Raw genomic sequence first — 17,694 nt, 5'->3', positions numbered from 1 at the left:
GGCTATTTCAACAAATGCTGGTTTTTTGAATGCATAACGACAAAGATCTCTCTACGTGGCAGACATTCCGCCGACTGTGGCCAACCATTGCGCCTTTTAAAGCGGGTCTGATCGTGGCGGGCATAGCGTTAATCCTCAACGCGGCCAGCGATACCTTCATGTTATCGCTCCTTAAGCCACTTCTTGATGATGGCTTTGGTAAAACAGATCGCTCCGTGCTGATGTGGATGCCGCTGGTGGTTATTGGGCTGATGATTTTACGTGGTATCACCAGTTATATCTCCAGCTACTGTATCTCCTGGGTATCTGGCAAAGTGGTAATGACCATGCGTCGTCGCCTGTTTGGTCATATGATGGGAATGCCGGTTTCATTTTTTGATAAACAGTCAACCGGGACTCTGCTTTCACGTATTACTTACGATTCTGAACAGGTTGCTTCGTCATCTTCCGGCGCACTGATTACTGTTGTACGTGAAGGTGCGTCCATCATTGGTTTGTTCGCCATGATGTTCTATTACAGTTGGCAGTTATCGATCATTTTAATTGTGCTGGCACCCATTGTCTCGATTGCAATTCGTATCGTATCGAAGCGTTTTCGCAGCATCAGTAAAAACATGCAAAACACGATGGGGCAGGTGACCACCAGTGCGGAACAGATGCTGAAAGGCCACAAAGAAGTGCTGATTTTTGGTGGCCAGGAAGTGGAAACGAAGCGTTTTGATAAGGTCAGCAACAAAATGCGTTTGCAGGGGATGAAGATGGTGTCCGCCTCGTCCATCTCTGACCCGATCATTCAATTGATCGCTTCTTTGGCGCTGGCGTTTGTTCTGTATGCGGCGAGCTTCCCAAGTGTGATGGATAGCCTGACAGCCGGTACGATTACCGTTGTTTTCTCTTCAATGATTGCACTGATGCGTCCGCTGAAATCGCTGACCAACGTTAACGCCCAGTTCCAACGTGGTATGGCGGCCTGTCAGACGCTGTTCACCATTCTGGATAGTGAACAGGAGAAAGACGAAGGTAAGCGTGAGATTGAGCGTGCTACCGGCGATGTGGAATTCCGTAATGTTACCTTCACCTATCCAGGGCGTGAAGTTCCCGCTTTGCGTAACATCAACCTGAAAATCCCGGCAGGGAAAACAGTTGCTCTGGTTGGACGTTCTGGTTCGGGTAAATCGACCATCGCGAGTTTAATCACTCGCTTCTACGATATCGATGAAGGCGAGATCCTGATGGATGGTCACGATCTACGCGAGTATACCCTGGCGTCATTGCGTAATCAGGTTGCGCTGGTGTCGCAGAATGTCCATCTGTTTAACGATACGGTTGCCAACAACATTGCTTACGCACGTACTGACCAGTACAGCCGTGAGCAAATTGAAGAAGCGGCGCGTATGGCTTATGCCATGGACTTTATCAATAAGATGGATAACGGTCTCGATACGGTAATTGGCGAAAACGGTGTACTGCTTTCTGGCGGTCAGCGTCAGCGTATTGCTATTGCTCGTGCTTTGTTGCGTGACAGCCCGATTCTGATTCTGGACGAAGCCACCTCGGCACTGGATACTGAATCTGAACGTGCAATTCAGGCGGCGCTGGATGAGTTGCAGAAAAACCGTACTTCACTGGTGATAGCCCACCGTTTGTCTACCATTGAAAAGGCAGACGAAATTGTGGTCGTCGAGGACGGGGTCATTGTGGAACGCGGTACGCACAACGATTTGCTTGAACACCGTGGTGTCTACGCGCAACTTCACAAAATGCAGTTTGGCCAATGATTGAAAAAATCTGGTCTGGTGAATCGCCTTTGTGGCGGCTGTTGCTGCCACTCTCCTGGCTGTATGGCCTGGTGAGTGGTGCAATCCGTCTTTGCTACAAATTAAAATTGAAACGCGCATGGCGCGCGCCAGTGCCAGTTGTGGTGGTCGGTAACCTCACCGCAGGTGGCAATGGAAAAACCCCGGTCGTTGTCTGGCTGGTGGAACAACTGCAAAAATGCGGTGTTCGCGTTGGTGTGGTGTCAAGAGGGTATGGCGGTAAGGCCGAATCGTATCCGTTGTTACTGTCGGCAGATACCACCACGGCACAGGCGGGTGATGAACCGGTGCTTATTTATCAGCGCACTGGTGCGCCTGTTGCGGTTTCTCCCGAACGTTCTGATGCAGTAAAAGTGATTCTGGCGCAGCATCCTGATGTACAACTCATCGTGACTGACGACGGTCTACAGCATTATCGCCTGGCGCGAGATGTAGAAATTGTCGTCATCGATGGTGTGCGTCGCTTTGGTAATGGCTGGTGGTTGCCCGCGGGGCCAATGCGTGAGCGAGCGGGGCGCTTAAAATCGGTTGATGCGGTAATCGTCAACGGCGGTGTACCGCACAATGGTGAAATCCCAATGCATCTGCTGCCGGGTCAGGCTGTGAATTTGCGTACTGGTACGCGTTGTGATGTTGCACAACTTGAACATGTGGTAGCAATGGCGGGGATTGGTCACCCGCCGCGCTTTTTTGCCACGCTGAAGATGTGCGGTGTTCAACCAGAAAAATGTGTTCCGCTGGCCGATCATCAGTCTTTGAATCATGCGGATGTCAGCGCACTGTTAAGTGCCGGGCAAACGCTGATCATGACTGAAAAAGATGCGGTGAAATGCCGGGCCTTTGCAGAAGAAAATTGGTGGTATTTGCCCGTTGACGCACAGCTTTCGGGCGATGAACCAGAGAAACTGCTCGCGCAACTTTCCTCGCTGGCTTCTGGCAACTAATTCCGCCGCGGCAGCGTTCAATAGATGGAGCCATGATGACGCTGCCGTATATTTCCCTTGCCGATGCGCGTAATCTTCACCTTGCCGCGCAAGGCCTGTTAAACAAATCCCGCCGTCGTGCGTCGCCAGAAGATATCCTGTCAACTATCTCCCGTATCTCCCTGCTACAAATCGACACTATCAATATCGTTGCCCGCAGCCCTTATCTGGTACTTTTTAGTCGCCTTGGTAATTATTCTCCGCAGTGGCTGGATGAGTCACTGACACGTGGCGAATTAATGGAGTACTGGGCGCATGAAGCCTGCTTTATGCCGCGTAGCGATTTTCGTCTTATTCGCCACCGAATGCTGGCACCTGAAAAAATGGGCTGGAAATACAAAGACGCCTGGATGCAGGAACATGTAGCAGAAATTGAACAGTTAATTCAGCACATACAAGATAACGGACCGGTACGTTCAGCCGATTTTGAACATCCCCGAAAAGGGGCAAGCGGTTGGTGGGAGTGGAAGCCCCATAAACGGCATCTGGAAGGCTTATTTACTGCCGGAAAAGTCATGGTAGTTGAACGGCGCAACTTCCAGCGAGTTTATGATCTAACCCATCGCGTCATGCCTCACTGGGATGATGAGCGTGATCTCGTTTCGCAAACAGAAGCAGAAATCGCCATGCTGGATAACAGCGCGCGTTGCCTGGGAATATTCCGCGAACAGTGGCTGGCGGATTATTATCGTTTGAAACGTCCTGCACTGTCGGCCTGGCGTGATCTATGTGCTGAACAGCAACAAATTATCCCCATAAATGTGGAGAGATTAGGACAACTCTGGCTGCATGCTGACTTGTTGCCTCTTCTCGAAACAGCTCTCGCGGGGAAACTAACCGCGACGCATAGCACTGTACTGTCACCTTTTGACCCTGTCGTCTGGGATCGTAAACGTGCAGAGCAACTTTTTGATTTTAGCTACCGGCTGGAATGCTACACGCCAGCGCCGAAACGCCAGTATGGCTATTTCGTTCTGCCGTTACTACATCGTGGGCAATTAGTCGGGCGAATGGATGCCAAAATACATCGCCAGGCGGGCATTCTTGAAGTTATCTCCCTCTGGTTACAGGATGGCATCAAACCGACAGCTTCTCTTCAAAAAGGGTTGCGCCAGGCGATTACCGATTTTGCTAGCTGGCAGCAGGCGACGCGAGTGACATTAGGGCGCTGCCCACCCGATCTTTTTACCGATTGCCGCACTGGCTGGGAAATAGCCCCCTACGCATAAATGATTATGATAAGATTTATGCATTCATAACCCGATCCATCTGGAGGAACTATGGATCATCGTCTGCTTGAAATCGTTGCCTGCCCGGTTTGCAACGGCAAACTTTGGTATAACCAGGAAAAACAAGAACTGATTTGCAAACTGGATAACCTGGCTTTCCCGCTGCGCGATGGCATTCCAGTTCTGCTGGAAACGGAAGCCCGTGTACTGACTGCCGATGAGAGTAAATCATGAGTTTTGTGGTCATTATTCCCGCGCGCTACGCTTCTACGCGTCTGCCCGGTAAACCGCTGGTCGATATTAACGGCAAGCCCATGATCGTTCATGTCCTTGAGCGCGCCCGCGAATCAGGTGCCGATCGCATCATCGTGGCAACCGATCATGACGATGTCGCCCGCGTCGTTGAAGCTGCGGGTGGTGAAGTATGCATGACGCGCGCCGATCATCAATCAGGCACTGAGCGTCTGGCGGAAGTTGTCGAAAAATGCGCGTTCAGTGACGATACGGTGATTGTTAATGTGCAGGGTGATGAACCCATGATCCCTGCAACAATCATTCGTCAGGTTGCCGATAATCTCGCCCAGCGTGAAGTGGGAATGGCTACCCTGGCTGTACCTATCCACAATGCGGAAGAAGTCTTTAATCCGAATGCGGTTAAAGTGGTTCTTGATGCTGAAGGTTATGCGCTTTACTTTTCACGTGCCACCATTCCGTGGGATCGTGACCGTTTTGCAAAAAGTCTGGAAACCGTTGGTGATAATTTCCTGCGGCATCTCGGTATTTATGGCTACCGTGCAGGTTTTATCCGCCGTTATGTTAACTGGCAGCCAAGCCCGTTAGAACACATCGAAATGTTAGAGCAGCTTCGCGTACTGTGGTACGGCGAAAAAATCCATGTTGCTGTCGCCCGGGAAGTTCCTGGTACAGGTGTGGATACCCCTGAAGATCTCGAGCGCGTTCGCGCTGAAATGCGCTAAGTTAATTTCACGACACTCCACCCGATTTTCGGGGGAGTGTCGTACCGTTACGATTTTCCTCATTTTTCTTTTCAACAATTGATCTCATTCAGGTGACATCTTTTACATTGGCGCTCATTATGAAGGCAGTAGCTTTTATGAGGGTAATCTGAATGGAACAGCTGCGTGCCGAATTAAGCCATTTACTGGGTGAAAAACTCAGTCGTATTGAGTGTGTCAATGAAAAAGCGAATACGGCGTTGTGGGCTTTGTATGACAGCCAGGGAAACCCAATGCCGCTGTTGGCAAGAAGCTTTAGTACGCCAGGGCAAGCACGACAGTTGGCATGGAAAACCACCATGCTGGCGCGCAGCGGGACTATCCGTATGCCAACTATTTATGGTGTGATGACACATGAAGAACACCCAGGCCCCGATGTCCTGTTACTGGAGCGGATGCGTGGTGTTTCTGTGGAAGCACCTGCACGTACACCGGAACGTTGGGAGCATCTGAAAGAGCAAATTGTTGAAGCTCTGTTGGCCTGGCACCGACAGGACAGTCGCGGTTGCGTTGGCGCAGTGGATAATACCCAGGAAAATTTCTGGCCCTCCTGGTATCGGCAACATATTGAAGTGTTATGGACCACGCTCAATCAGTTCAATAACACCGGTTTAACCATGCAGGATAAGCGGATTCTGTTCCGCACCCGCGAATGTCTTCCTGCATTATTTGAAGGATTTAACGACAATTGTGTGCTGATTCACGGCAATTTCTGTTTGCGTAGCATGTTGAAAGATTCGCGCAGCGATCAACTACTGGCGATGGTCGGGCCGGGATTAATGCTTTGGGCACCGCGAGAGTATGAACTGTTCCGACTAATGGATAATACGCTGGCAGAAGATTTACTCTGGAGTTACCTGCAACGCGCGCCAGTGGCGGAGTCGTTCATCTGGCGACGTTGGCTATATGTGTTATGGGATGAAGTTGCGCAACTGGTCAATACCGGACGGTTTAGTCGGAGCAACTTCGATCTGGCATCAAAATCACTCTTGCCGTGGCTCGCCTGATGAACCTTTTAACCACTGCCAGATGCGGCCAAGCGTTTCATAACCGGCCCGGTCGCTATGCATCAACCAGACCGGAGACGGAATTGCCCGCTCCCACGGGTTAAGCGGTGAATCGATTGCCAGTTGATTGGCGGGGGCAGGTAGCGGATTTAACCCTGCATGTTGAAAAAAGATCATCGCGCGCGGCAAATGAGACGCAGAGGTCACCAACAGGAAAGGGGCGTCACCAATTGCCTGTTTCACTGCTGCGGCTTCTTCTTCGGTATCTTTCGGTAAATCCAGCGTAATAATCTGCTCGCGTGGGACACCCAGCGATTGCGCCACTCTGGCCCCCACTTCTGCTGTACTCACCGTATTGGTTTTTGCCACACCACCCGTGAAGATTAACTTTGATCCCGGATTTTCACGCCACAAACGCACGCCTTCATTCAGGCGTGGCAGACTGTTATTGATTAAATTTGAACTTGGCGCCCACTGCGGGTTCCAGGTATAGCCGCCGCCCAGCACCACTATATAGTCCACTTTTTGTACATTGTTCCATGTCGGATAGGTGCTTTCGATGGGACGCAGCAGACGATCTGCTACCGGTTGCAAACTTAATAACAAAAGTGCCAGCCATCCTACGCTAATAAATATCTTCCCGGTTTTTTGAAAACGACTAAACCACAGCAGCACCAGGCCAGCACCAATAATCAGCAACATCAGCGGAAGTGGCAGCAGCATACCGCCAATCACTTTTTTCAGTGTAAAAAGCATCCTTTCTGGTTCCTTTTTTAACCATATAGCGAGGGATCGGCAGTGATATTACACCAGACGGGTTCATTCTCGCCTCGGCTGTGACAAAATAGCGCCTTTATCAGAAAACGTCTTAGCCAACCGGTGGAGAAAGCAATGCAGGATCGCAATTTTGATGATATTGCGGAAAAGTTTTCCCGTAACATTTACGGCACCACCAAAGGACAGCTTCGACAGGCTATTCTGTGGCAGGATCTCGATCGTGTGCTGGCGGAAATAGGCTCGCAAAAATTGCGAGTGCTGGATGCTGGCGGTGGTGAAGGGCAGACGGCGATCAAAATGGCCGGGCGTGGGCATCAGGTCATTTTATGCGATCTTTCTGCGCAGATGATCGACCGCGCAAAGCAGGCGGCAGAAGCAAAAGGTGTGAGCGGCAACATGCAATTTATACATTGCGCTGCTCAGGATGTTGCTTCGCATTTGGAAACGCCCGTTGATCTGATATTGTTCCATGCGGTGCTGGAGTGGGTCGCTGACCCCCGTAGCGTGTTACAGACTCTGTGGTCAGTGTTGCGCCCAGGAGGCATGTTGTCGTTAATGTTCTACAATGCGCACGGTTTGCTGATGCACAACATGGTTGCAGGGAATTTTGATTACGTGCAGGCGGGAATGCCGAAAAAGAAAAAACGGACGCTTTCGCCAGACTCTCCGCGCGATCCGGCGCAGGTATATCAGTGGCTGGAAGAAGCTGGCTGGCAAATTACCGGCAAGACCGGCGTTCGCGTGTTTCATGATTATCTGCGTGAAAAGCACCAACAGCGCGATTGCTACGAAGCATTACTTGAATTAGAAACGCGTTATTGCCGTCAGGAACCTTACATTAGCCTGGGGCGTTATATTCATGTCACCGCGCGCAAACCGCAGAGCAAGGATAAAGTATGAGTGAATTTTCCCAGACAGTCCCCGAACTGGTTGCCTGGGCCAGAAAAAATGACTTCTCCATCTCGCTGCCGGTAGACCGTCTCTCTTTTCTGCTGGCGGTGGCCACGCTGAACGGCGAGCGTCTGGACGGCGAGATGAGTGAAGGTGAGCTGGTGGATGCATTCCGCCACGTGAGTGATGCGTTTGAGCAAACCAGCGAAACCATCGGCGTGCGCGCCAACAACGCGATCAACGATATGGTGCGTCAACGTCTGCTGAACCGCTTTACAAGCGAACAGGCGGAAGGGAACGCCATTTACCGTCTGACGCCGCTCGGCATCGGCATTACTGATTACTACATCCGTCAGCGCGAGTTTTCTACGCTGCGTCTTTCTATGCAATTGTCGATCGTAGCAGGCGAACTGAAGCGTGCGGCGGATGCGGCAGAAGAGGGCGGCGATGAGTTTCACTGGCACCGTAACGTCTATGCGCCGCTGAAATACTCGGTAGCAGAAATTTTCGACAGTATCGACCTGACGCAACGTCTGATGGACGAACAGCAGCAACAGGTGAAAGACGATATCGCCCAGTTACTGAATAAAGACTGGCGGGCGGCGATCTCAAGCTGTGAAATGTTGCTTTCGGAAACCTCTGGTACGCTGCGTGAATTGCAAGATACGCTGGAAGCGGCGGGCGACAAATTACAGGCTAACCTGTTGCGCATCCAGGATGCGACCATGACCCATGACGATCTGCATTTTGTCGATCGTCTGGTGTACGACCTGCAAAGCAAACTCGACCGTATTATCAGTTGGGGTCAGCAATCCATCGATTTATGGATCGGTTATGACCGCCACGTACATAAATTTATCCGTACCGCGATCGATATGGATAAAAACCGTGTCTTTGCCCAGCGATTACGTCAGTCGGTACAAACCTATTTTGATGACCCGTGGGCGCTGACTTACGCCAATGCCGATCGTCTGCTGGATATGCGTGACGAAGAGATGGCACTGCGTGACGAAGAAGTGACCGGGGAACTTCCGCCAGATTTAGAGTACGAAGAGTTTAACGAGATCCGCGAACAACTGGCGGCAATCATCGAAGAGCAGCTCGCCGTTTATAAAACCAGACAAGTGCCGCTGGATCTTGGTCTGGTGGTACGCGAATATCTGGCGCAGTATCCGCGTGCGCGTCACTTTGATGTTGCGCGCATTGTTATTGATCAGGCGGTACGCCTCGGCGTAGCGCAAGCAGACTTCACCGGACTGCCAGCGAAATGGCAGCCGATTAATGATTACGGAGCCAAGGTACAGGCGCATGTCATCGACAAATATTGAACAAGTGATGCCGGTTAAGCTGGCGCAAGCGCTGGCGAATCCGTTATTTCCGGCGCTGGATAGCGCCTTACGTTCAGGTCGCCATATCGGTCTTGACGAACTGGACAACCATGCATTCCTGATGGATTTTCAGGAATACCTGGAAGAGTTTTACGCGCGTTATAACGTTGAGCTTATTCGCGCGCCGGAAGGTTTCTTCTATTTGCGTCCACGTTCCACCACGTTGATCCCTCGTTCCGTGTTGTCCGAACTGGATATGATGGTTGGGAAAATCCTCTGTTATCTCTATCTCAGCCCGGAACGGCTGGCGAACGAGGGGATCTTTACTCAGCAGGAACTGTATGACGAACTGCTCACCCTGGCTGACGAAGCGAAACTGCTGAAACTGGTAAACAACCGTTCTACCGGTTCAGACGTTGACCGCCAGAAGTTGCAGGAAAAAGTACGTTCTTCGCTAAATCGTCTGCGTCGTTTGGGCATGGTGTGGTTTATGGGCCACGACAGCAGCAAGTTCCGCATTACAGAATCGGTGTTCCGTTTTGGTGCGGATGTGCGTGCTGGTGACGATCCGCGCGAAGCCCAACGTCGCCTGATTCGCGATGGTGAAGCAATGTCGCTGGAAAATCACCTGCAACTCAACGACGAAACCGAAGAGAATCAGCCAGATAGCGGAGAGGAAGAATAATGATTGAACGCGGTAAATTTCGCTCACTGACGCTGATTAACTGGAACGGCTTTTTTGCCCGTACCTTTGACCTCGATGAGCTGGTCACAACGCTTTCCGGCGGTAACGGTGCAGGTAAATCCACCACTATGGCGGCGTTTGTTACGGCGCTTATTCCTGACCTGACCCTGCTGCACTTCCGTAACACCACGGAAGCCGGGGCCACCAGTGGTTCGCGCGATAAAGGTTTGCACGGTAAGCTAAAAGCGGGCGTCTGTTATTCGATGCTCGACACCATCAACTCGCGCCATCAGCGCGTGGTGGTCGGTGTGCGTCTGCAACAGGTTGCCGGGCGCGATCGTAAAGTGGATATCAAACCGTTTGCGATTCAGGGGCTACCGATGTCGGTGCTGCCGACGCAACTGGTGACAGAAACCCTGAACGAACGCCAGGCGCGCGTGCTGCCGCTTAATGAGCTGAAAGAGAAGCTCGAAGCGATGGAAGGCGTGCAGTTTAAGCAGTTCAATTCCATCACCGATTACCATTCACTGATGTTCGATCTGGGCATCATTGCGCGTCGTCTGCGCTCGGCGTCTGATCGTAGTAAATTCTATCGTCTGATCGAAGCCTCACTGTACGGCGGTATTTCCAGTGCCATTACCCGTTCTCTGCGTGACTATCTGCTGCCAGAAAACAGCGGCGTGCGTAAAGCGTTCCAGGATATGGAAGCAGCGCTGCGTGAAAACCGCATGACGCTGGAAGCGATTCGTGTAACGCAGTCCGATCGCGACCTGTTTAAGCATTTGATCAGTGAAGCCACCAACTATGTGGCGGCGGACTATATGCGTCACGCCAACGAACGTCGCGTTCATCTGGATAAGGCACTAGAGTTTCGTCGTGAGCTACACACTTCTCGTCAGCAACTAGCGGCGGAGCAGTACAAACACGTCGATATGGCGCGTGAACTGGCAGAGCACAACGGTGCGGAAGGCGATCTGGAAGCAGATTATCAGGCAGCCAGCGATCACCTGAACCTCGTGCAAACCGCACTGCGTCAGCAGGAAAAGATCGAACGTTACGAAGCGGATCTCGATGAATTGCAGATCCGTCTCGAAGAGCAAAACGAAGTGGTGGCAGAAGCCATCGAACGTCAGGAAGAGAATGAAGCGCGCGCGGAAGCCGCCGAACTGGAAGTGGACGAGCTGAAAAACCAGCTTGCTGACTACCAGCAGGCACTGGACGTCCAGCAAACGCGCGCGATCCAGTACAACCAGGCGATTACTGCACTTAACCGCGCTAAAGAACTGTGTCATCTGCCGGACTTAACTGCCGACAGCGCCGCCGAGTGGCTGGAAACCTTCCAGGCGAAAGAGCTGGAAGCCACCGAAAAAATGCTCTCTCTTGAGCAGAAAATGAGCATGGCACAAACCGCGCATAGCCAGTTTGAGCAGGCTTATCAGTTAGTCGCAGCCATTAACGGTCCGCTGGCGCGTAACGAAGCGTGGGATGTTGCTCGTGAACTGCTGCGCGAAGGGGTCGAACAACGTCACCTTGCAGAACAGGTTCAGCCGCTGCGGATGCGCTTAAGCGAACTGGAACAGCGCCTGCGTGAGCAACAGGAAGCCGAGCGCCTGCTGGCGGATTTCTGCAAACGCCAGGGCAAGAACTTTGATATCGATGAACTGGAAGCCCTGCATCAGGAACTGGAAGCACGCATTGCCTCCCTTTCTGACAGCGTGTCTAATGCCCGTGAAGAGCGCATGGCGCTGCGTCAGGAACAGGAACAACTGCAATCACGCATTCAGAGTCTGATGCAGCGTGCGCCGGTTTGGTTGGCTGCGCAAAACAGCCTCAATCAGTTGAGCGAGCAGTGCGGTGAAGAGTTCACCTCCAGTCAGGATGTCACTGAATACATGCAACAGTTGCTGGAGCGCGAGCGCGAGGCGATTGTTGAACGTGACGAAGTGGGCGCGCGCAAAAACGCCGTTGACGAAGAGATCGAGCGTTTAAGTCAGCCGGGGGGCTCTGAAGATCAGCGCCTGAATGCGCTGGCGGAACGTTTTGGCGGCGTGCTGTTGTCAGAAATTTATGACGACGTTAGCCTGGAAGATGCGCCGTACTTCTCGGCGCTGTATGGCCCCTCTCGTCACGCCATCGTAGTGCCCGATCTGTCGCAGATTGCCGAACAACTGGAAGGTTTAACCGATTGCCCGGAAGATCTCTATCTGATCGAAGGTGATCCGCAGTCATTCGATGACAGCGTGTTCAGCGTTGATGAACTGGAAAAAGCGGTGGTGGTGAAAATTGCCGACCGTCAGTGGCGTTATTCGCGCTTCCCTGAAGTGCCGTTGTTTGGTCGTGCGGCGCGCGAAAGCCGTATTGAAAGCCTTCATGCCGAACGTGAAGTGCTTTCCGAACGCTTCGCCACGCTCTCCTTTGATGTACAGAAAACTCAGCGCCTGCATCAGGCTTTCAGTCGCTTTATCGGCAGCCATCTGGCGGTGGCATTTGAGTCCGATCCGGAGGCTGAAATCCGTCAACTGAACAGCCGCCGCGTCGAACTGGAGCGGGCGTTGAGTAATCATGAAAATGATAACCAGCAGCAACGCATTCAGTTTGAGCAGGCGAAAGAGGGCGTGACAGCGCTTAACCGCATCCTGCCGCGCCTTAACCTGTTGGCTGACGATACGCTGGCAGATCGCGTCGATGAAATCCGCGAACGTCTGGATGAAGCCCAGGAAGCGGCGCGTTTTGTTCAGCAGTTCGGTAATCAACTGGCGAAACTGGAGCCGATCGTTTCAGTGTTGCAAAGCGATCCGGAACAGTTTGAACAGTTAAAAGAAGATTACGCATACTCCCAGCAGATGCAGCGCGATGCCCGTCAGCAGGCATTTGCCCTGACGGAAGTGGTGCAGCGTCGCGCACACTTTAGCTACTCCGACTCGGCAGAAATGCTCAGTGGTAACAGCGATCTCAACGAAAAATTGCGTGAACGTCTGGAACATGCGGAAGCAGAGCGTACCCGTGCTCGTGAAGCACTGCGTGGTCATGCTACACAGTTGAACCAGTACAATCAGGTGCTGGCATCGCTGAAAAGTTCTTATGACACTAAAAAAGAACTGCTTAACGATCTGCAACGCGAATTGCAGGATATCGGTGTGCGTGCCGATAGCGGCGCAGAAGAGCGCGCGCGTATTCGCCGTGACGAGCTACATGCGCAACTCAGTAATAACCGTTCCCGTCGCAACCAACTGGAAAAAGCGCTCACCTTCTGCGAAGCGGAGATGGACAACCTGACCCGTAAACTGCGCAAGCTGGAGCGTGATTATCACGAGATGCGCGAGCAGGTGGTGACCGCCAAAGCGGGCTGGTGCGCGGTAATGCGCATGGTGAAAGACAACGGCGTCGAACGCCGCTTGCACCGTCGCGAGCTGGCTTATCTTTCTGCTGATGATTTGCGTTCCATGTCGGATAAGGCGTTAGGTGCGCTGCGTCTGGCGGTAGCGGATAACGAACATCTACGCGACGTGCTGCGTATGTCGGAAGATCCAAAACGTCCGGAACGTAAAATCCAGTTCTTCGTGGCGGTTTACCAGCATCTGCGCGAACGAATCCGCCAGGATATTATTCGTACCGATGATCCGGTAGAAGCTATCGAGCAGATGGAGATCGAACTTAGCCGTCTGACCGAAGAATTAACCTCCCGTGAGCAGAAACTGGCGATCAGTTCCCGCAGTGTGTCGAACATTATTCGCAAAACCATTCAGCGCGAACAGAACCGTATCCGTATGCTTAACCAGGGCTTGCAGAACGTGTCGTTCGGCCAGGTGAACAGCGTACGTCTGAACGTGAATGTGCGTGAAACGCACGCCATGTTGCTGGATGTGCTTTCTGAACAGCATGAACAACATCAGGATTTGTTTAACAGCAACCGTCTGACCTTCTCGGAAGCGCTGGCGAAACTGTATCAGCGCCTTAACCCGCAAATTGATATGGGGCAGCGCACGCCGCAGACCATTGGTGAAGAGCTGTTGGATTATCGCAACTACCTGGAGATGGAAGTTGAAGTTAACCGTGGTTCCGATGGATGGCTGCGTGCGGAGTCAGGCGCGTTGTCAACGGGTGAGGCCATCGGTACAGGGATGTCGATTCTGGTGATGGTGGTACAGAGCTGGGAAGATGAATCCCGTCGTCTGCGCGGTAAAGATATTTCTCCTTGTCGTCTGCTGTTCCTCGATGAAGCAGCGCGCCTGGATGCCCGTTCTATCGCCACGTTGTTTGAATTGTGTGAGCGTTTGCAAATGCAGCTCATCATCGCGGCACCAGAAAATATTAGTCCGGAAAAAGGCACCACCTACAAACTGGTGCGTAAGGTATTCCAGAATACCGAACACGTACATGTGGTTGGTTTGCGTGGCTTTGCGCCGCAGCTTCCTGAAACGCTTCCAGGAACTGACGAAGCGTCTTCCCAGGCAAGTTAAGATTAAGGCGGCAGCGATGTCGCCTTTTTTTTCGAAAACTCCGTTTCTGCACTAAAAAAATTCCGCATTACGGTGCGCTTTTCTTTAAACTTCTTTACATTAGGTTGTGTAAAAACGTATCGACGTTTATATACTGAAGGTAAGCCTGATAAGTAACAGGCTTGCTCGTCATACTTTCGTGAGTATTGGCGTTGTACAGGCAAGTAGAGAAAAGCAGCCTGGCTATTCAAAGTATGATAAAAACAGGGGGCAAGGGATGTTGCTTAACATGATGTGTGGTCGTCGGCTTTCGGCAATAAGTTTTTGTCTGGCCGTAACATTCGCTCCACTGTTCAGTGTGCAGGCTGATGAGCCTGAAGTAATCCCTGGCGACAGCCCGGTGGCTGTCAGCGAACAGGGAGATGTACTGCCGCAAGCGCAAGCGACGGCAATTATGGCGGGGATCCAACCGCTACCAGAGGGTGCGGCGGAAAACGCTCGCACACAAATCGAATCTCAATTACCCGCAGGTTATAAGCCGGTTTATCTTAACCAGCTTCAACTGCTGTATGCCGCACGTGATATGCAGCCGATGTGGGAAAACCGTGATGCGGTTAAAGCTTTCCAGCAGCAACTGGCGGAAGTGGCGATTGCCGGTTTTCAGCCGCAGTTTAATAAATGGGTAGAGTTACTGACTGACCCAGGCGTTAACGGTCTGGCACGTGACGTAGTGTTGTCGGATGCAATGCTGGGTTACCTTCATTTCGTTGCTAACATTCCGGTCAAAGGCACGCGCTGGCTATACAGCAGTAAACCTTATGCACTCTCAACACCACCGCTCTCGGTCATTAACCAATGGCAGGTGGCGCTAAATAATGGCCAATTGCCAACGTTTGTTGCAGGACTGGCACCGCAGCATCCGCAATATGCCGCGATGCATGAATCTTTACTGACCTTGCTCAGTGATACCAAACCGTGGCCACAACTGACCGGTAAAGCAACGTTGCGTCCTGGCCAGTGGAGTAATGACGTACCAGCACTGCGCGAAATATTGCAGCGCACAGGTATGCTCGATGGTGGGCCGAAAATTACGCTGCCTGGCGATGAAACACCCGCTGATGCAGTCGTTAGCCCATCTGCCGTTGCCGTCGAAACTGCGGAAAAGCAAACAAAGTTTCTTAGTAAACCTAAGCCAACTGTACGTGCCGCCTACGATAATGAGCTTGTTGAAGCGGTTAAACGTTTTCAGGCATGGCAAGGATTGGGGGCAGATGGTGCTATTGGTCCAGCCACACGTGATTGGCTCAATGTGACACCTGCACAGCGTGCAGGTGTGTTGGCGCTCAACATCCAGCGTTTACGTTTGCTGCCTGCGGAGCTTTCTACCGGCATCATGGTCAATATACCGGCCTATTCTTTGGTCTATTACCAGAACGGTAATCAGGTGCTGGACTCGCGGGTGATTGTCGGCCGTCCTGACCGCAAAACACCAATGATGAGCAGTGCCTTAAACAATGTGGTAGTGAATCCGCCGTGGAACGTACCGCCGACGCTGGCACGCAAAGATATTCTGCCGAAAGTGCGTAATGATCCGGGCTATCTGGAAAGCCATGGCTATACGGTGATGCGTGGCTGGAACAGCAAAGAAGCAATTGACCCGTGGCAGGTTGACTGGTCGACGATTACCGCGTCGAATTTACCGTTCCGCTTTCAGCAAGCTCCAGGCCCACGAAATTCGCTAGGACGGTATAAATTTAATATGCCGAGTTCAGACGCTATCTACTTACATGACACGCCTAATCACAATCTGTTCAAGCGTGATACGCGTGCGTTGAGCTCTGGCTGTGTGAGGGTGAATAAGGCATCCGATCTGGCAAACATGCTGTTGCAGGATGCAGGCTGGAATGACAAGCGTATTTCCGATGCTCTGAAGCAGGGAGATACCCGTTACGTCAATATCCGTCAGTCTATCCCGGTTAATCTCTACTACCTGACAGCATTTGTCGGCGCAGATGGGCGTACTCAATATCGTACAGATATTTACAATTATGATCTGCCTGCGCGATCCAGCTCGCAAATTGTATCGAAAGCGGAACAATTAATCAGGTAAATGAAGTAGTTCGGGGAAATCAGTTGTCGTAATAATTGGCATGATTGGGGGCTATTCCTGGTAGCCCCCATCACTGCTGGGGTTGAGTCACCTTGACGTTAGCTTTATGGGCGGTTAAGGTGCACTCTTGTGCGCCAGAAGTGCATATAAACGATAACATTGACCTGTAGACTTGATTACCATGGACAAATTCGACGCTAATCGCCGCAAACTACTGGCGCTTGGTGGTGTTGCACTTGGTGCTGCCATCTTGCCGACCCCTGCGTTTGCGACACTCTCCACCCCACGCCCGCGTATTTTGACACTCAACAATCTCCATACTGGAGAGTCAATTAAAGCGGAGTTTTTCGATGGCAGAGGCTATATTCAGGAAGAATTGGCAAAACTAAACCATTTTTTCCGCGATTTCCGCGCGAACAAAATAAAGTCCATCGATCCAGGATTATTCGACCAGTTGTATCGCCTGCAAGGCCTGTTAGGTACTCGCAAGCCGGTACAGTTAATTTCTGGTTACCGTTCTATCGACACCAATAATGAATTACGCGCACACAGCCGTGGAGTAGCGAAGAAAAGCTATCACACCAAAGGCCAGGCGATGGATTTCCATATTGAAGGCGTCGCGTTAAGCAATATTCGCAAAGCCGCGTTATCTATGCGCGCAGGTGGTGTAGGATATTACCCACGTAGTAACTTTGTGCATATTGATACCGGACCTGCACGGCACTGGTAGCAATCGCTTAACGAAACAGGGGCAGTATGAATTATCGTATTATTCCGGTCACTGCATTCTCCCAGAACTGCTCATTGATCTGGTGTGAACAAACTCGCCTGGCAGCACTGGTTGATCCTGGCGGTGATGCGGAAAAAATTAAACAGGAAGTTGATGCCAGCGGCCTGACGCTGATGCAGATCCTACTGACACATGGCCATCTGGATCACGTTGGTGCAGCGGCGGAACTGGCAAAACATTACGGCGTGCCAGTACTTGGTCCGGAAAAGGAAGATGAGTTCTGGCTGCAAGGCTTGCCTGCGCAAAGCCGCATGTTTGGCCTGGATGAGTGTCAGCCACTGACGCCGGATCGTTGGCTGAATGAAGGCGACACGATCAGCATAGGGAATGTGACTTTACAGGTGTTACATTGCCCAGGGCATACACCGGGTCATGTGGTCTTTTTTGATAATCAGTCAAAACTGCTGATTTCTGGCGACGTCATTTTCAAAGGTGGAGTAGGGCGCAGTGACTTCCCACGTGGCGACCATAATCAACTGATCTCCTCTATCAAAGATAAACTGCTGCCGCTTGGCGATGATGTGACGTTTATTCCAGGGCACGGGCCGTTATCCACCCTCGGCTATGAACGGTTGCATAACCCCTTCCTGCAAGACGAAATTCCCGTCTGGTAAAGGCGCAT

General features: G+C 51.7%; 14 protein-coding genes. 13 read left to right on the top strand and 1 reads right to left on the bottom strand.

From position 1 onward, the window contains the following. The first annotated feature begins 29 nt into the window (after positions 1-29). The 6 genes from msbA to A9587_RS06600 all read left to right on the top strand — a co-directional run bounded on the left by msbA (position 30) and on the right by A9587_RS06600 (position 6,052). Positions 30-1,778 carry a lipid A ABC transporter ATP-binding protein/permease MsbA gene (gene msbA, locus A9587_RS06625; protein ID WP_000551252.1) on the top strand — a complete coding sequence of 583 codons (1,749 nt, stop codon included), beginning with the start codon at positions 30-32 and terminating at the stop codon, positions 1,776-1,778. Beyond that, positions 1,775-2,761: a tetraacyldisaccharide 4'-kinase gene (gene lpxK / locus A9587_RS06620; protein WP_016261878.1), complete on the top strand. Its 987-nt coding sequence runs from the start codon at positions 1,775-1,777 to the stop codon at positions 2,759-2,761. Before msbA ends, lpxK begins: the two co-directional genes overlap by 4 nt. A gap of 35 nt (positions 2,762-2,796) precedes the next feature. Next, positions 2,797-4,029 (top strand): crosslink repair DNA glycosylase YcaQ, encoded by a 1,233-nt coding sequence (gene ycaQ / locus A9587_RS06615; RefSeq protein ID WP_001516116.1) that lies wholly within the window; start codon positions 2,797-2,799, stop codon positions 4,027-4,029. 51 nt (positions 4,030-4,080) lie between these two features. Continuing rightward, positions 4,081-4,263 carry a protein YcaR gene (gene ycaR, locus A9587_RS06610; RefSeq protein WP_000350069.1) on the top strand — a complete coding sequence of 61 codons (183 nt, stop codon included), beginning with the start codon at positions 4,081-4,083 and terminating at the stop codon, positions 4,261-4,263. After that, positions 4,260-5,006, top strand: a complete 747-nt coding sequence (gene kdsB / locus A9587_RS06605; RefSeq protein ID WP_000011587.1) for a 3-deoxy-manno-octulosonate cytidylyltransferase — start codon at positions 4,260-4,262, stop codon at positions 5,004-5,006. The genes ycaR and kdsB overlap by 4 nt, the downstream gene beginning before the upstream one ends. A gap of 152 nt (positions 5,007-5,158) precedes the next feature. Continuing rightward, positions 5,159-6,052, top strand: coding sequence for a YcbJ family phosphotransferase (locus tag A9587_RS06600; RefSeq protein ID WP_000436936.1), 894 nt, complete (start codon positions 5,159-5,161; stop codon positions 6,050-6,052). Here the strand turns inward: A9587_RS06600 and elyC are convergent. Continuing rightward, entirely contained in the window at positions 6,029-6,808 is a 780-nt protein-coding gene (gene elyC / locus A9587_RS06595) for an envelope biogenesis factor ElyC (protein ID WP_105224798.1), read from the bottom strand. The two genes, A9587_RS06600 and elyC, sit on opposite strands and share 24 nt — an antisense overlap. Positions 6,809-6,943: 135 nt before the next feature. Between elyC and cmoM the strand changes: the two genes are divergently transcribed. The 7 genes from cmoM to gloC all read left to right on the top strand — a co-directional run bounded on the left by cmoM (position 6,944) and on the right by gloC (position 17,686). Further along, positions 6,944-7,729, top strand: a complete 786-nt coding sequence (cmoM, locus tag A9587_RS06590) for a tRNA uridine 5-oxyacetic acid(34) methyltransferase CmoM (protein ID WP_001516118.1) — start codon at positions 6,944-6,946, stop codon at positions 7,727-7,729. Further along, positions 7,726-9,048 (top strand): chromosome partition protein MukF, encoded by a 1,323-nt coding sequence (gene mukF / locus A9587_RS06585; RefSeq protein WP_001288861.1) that lies wholly within the window; start codon positions 7,726-7,728, stop codon positions 9,046-9,048. The genes cmoM and mukF overlap by 4 nt, the downstream gene beginning before the upstream one ends. Beyond that, positions 9,029-9,733 (top strand): chromosome partition protein MukE, encoded by a 705-nt coding sequence (gene mukE, locus A9587_RS06580; RefSeq protein ID WP_010329756.1) that lies wholly within the window; start codon positions 9,029-9,031, stop codon positions 9,731-9,733. Before mukF ends, mukE begins: the two co-directional genes overlap by 20 nt. Next, a complete protein-coding gene (gene mukB, locus A9587_RS06575; protein ID WP_000572625.1) occupies positions 9,733-14,193 on the top strand; it encodes a chromosome partition protein MukB in 4,461 nt (1,486 codons plus the stop codon). Before mukE ends, mukB begins: the two co-directional genes overlap by 1 nt. A gap of 256 nt (positions 14,194-14,449) precedes the next feature. Then, positions 14,450-16,282, top strand: a complete 1,833-nt coding sequence (gene ldtD / locus A9587_RS06570; protein ID WP_000925970.1) for a L,D-transpeptidase — start codon at positions 14,450-14,452, stop codon at positions 16,280-16,282. Between the two features lie 181 nt (positions 16,283-16,463). Beyond that, complete coding sequence (locus tag A9587_RS06565; RefSeq protein ID WP_001516120.1) at positions 16,464-17,012, top strand: YcbK family protein; 549 nt, start codon at positions 16,464-16,466, stop codon at positions 17,010-17,012. Positions 17,013-17,038: 26 nt separating this feature from the next. Then, positions 17,039-17,686 (top strand): hydroxyacylglutathione hydrolase GloC, encoded by a 648-nt coding sequence (gene gloC, locus A9587_RS06560; protein WP_001109447.1) that lies wholly within the window; start codon positions 17,039-17,041, stop codon positions 17,684-17,686. The last annotated feature ends 8 nt before the right edge of the window (positions 17,687-17,694 follow it).

Source organism: Escherichia sp. MOD1-EC6162 (genome assembly GCF_002965125.1).
Lineage (GTDB): Bacteria > Pseudomonadota > Gammaproteobacteria > Enterobacterales > Enterobacteriaceae > Escherichia > Escherichia marmotae.
This window is presented reverse-complemented; position numbering and strand designations above follow the sequence as displayed.

Excerpts from the sequence above, each read along its gene's own strand:
- gloC (WP_001109447.1), top strand. The coding sequence starts at position 17,039 with ATGAATTATCGTATTATTCCGGTCACTGCATTCTCCCAGAACTGCTCA.
- mukE (WP_010329756.1), top strand. The coding sequence starts at position 9,029 with ATGTCATCGACAAATATTGAACAAGTGATGCCGGTTAAGCTGGCGCAA.
- cmoM (WP_001516118.1), top strand. The coding sequence starts at position 6,944 with ATGCAGGATCGCAATTTTGATGATATTGCGGAAAAGTTTTCCCGTAAC.
- elyC (WP_105224798.1), bottom strand. The coding sequence starts at position 6,808 with ATGCTTTTTACACTGAAAAAAGTGATTGGCGGTATGCTGCTGCCACTT.
- kdsB (WP_000011587.1), top strand. The coding sequence starts at position 4,260 with ATGAGTTTTGTGGTCATTATTCCCGCGCGCTACGCTTCTACGCGTCTG.
- ldtD (WP_000925970.1), top strand. The coding sequence starts at position 14,450 with ATGTTGCTTAACATGATGTGTGGTCGTCGGCTTTCGGCAATAAGTTTT.
- A9587_RS06600 (WP_000436936.1), top strand. The coding sequence starts at position 5,159 with ATGGAACAGCTGCGTGCCGAATTAAGCCATTTACTGGGTGAAAAACTC.
- mukB (WP_000572625.1), top strand. The coding sequence starts at position 9,733 with ATGATTGAACGCGGTAAATTTCGCTCACTGACGCTGATTAACTGGAAC.
- ycaQ (WP_001516116.1), top strand. The coding sequence starts at position 2,797 with ATGACGCTGCCGTATATTTCCCTTGCCGATGCGCGTAATCTTCACCTT.
- msbA (WP_000551252.1), top strand. The coding sequence starts at position 30 with ATGCATAACGACAAAGATCTCTCTACGTGGCAGACATTCCGCCGACTG.
- ycaR (WP_000350069.1), top strand. The coding sequence starts at position 4,081 with ATGGATCATCGTCTGCTTGAAATCGTTGCCTGCCCGGTTTGCAACGGC.
- lpxK (WP_016261878.1), top strand. The coding sequence starts at position 1,775 with ATGATTGAAAAAATCTGGTCTGGTGAATCGCCTTTGTGGCGGCTGTTG.
- A9587_RS06565 (WP_001516120.1), top strand. The coding sequence starts at position 16,464 with ATGGACAAATTCGACGCTAATCGCCGCAAACTACTGGCGCTTGGTGGT.
- mukF (WP_001288861.1), top strand. The coding sequence starts at position 7,726 with ATGAGTGAATTTTCCCAGACAGTCCCCGAACTGGTTGCCTGGGCCAGA.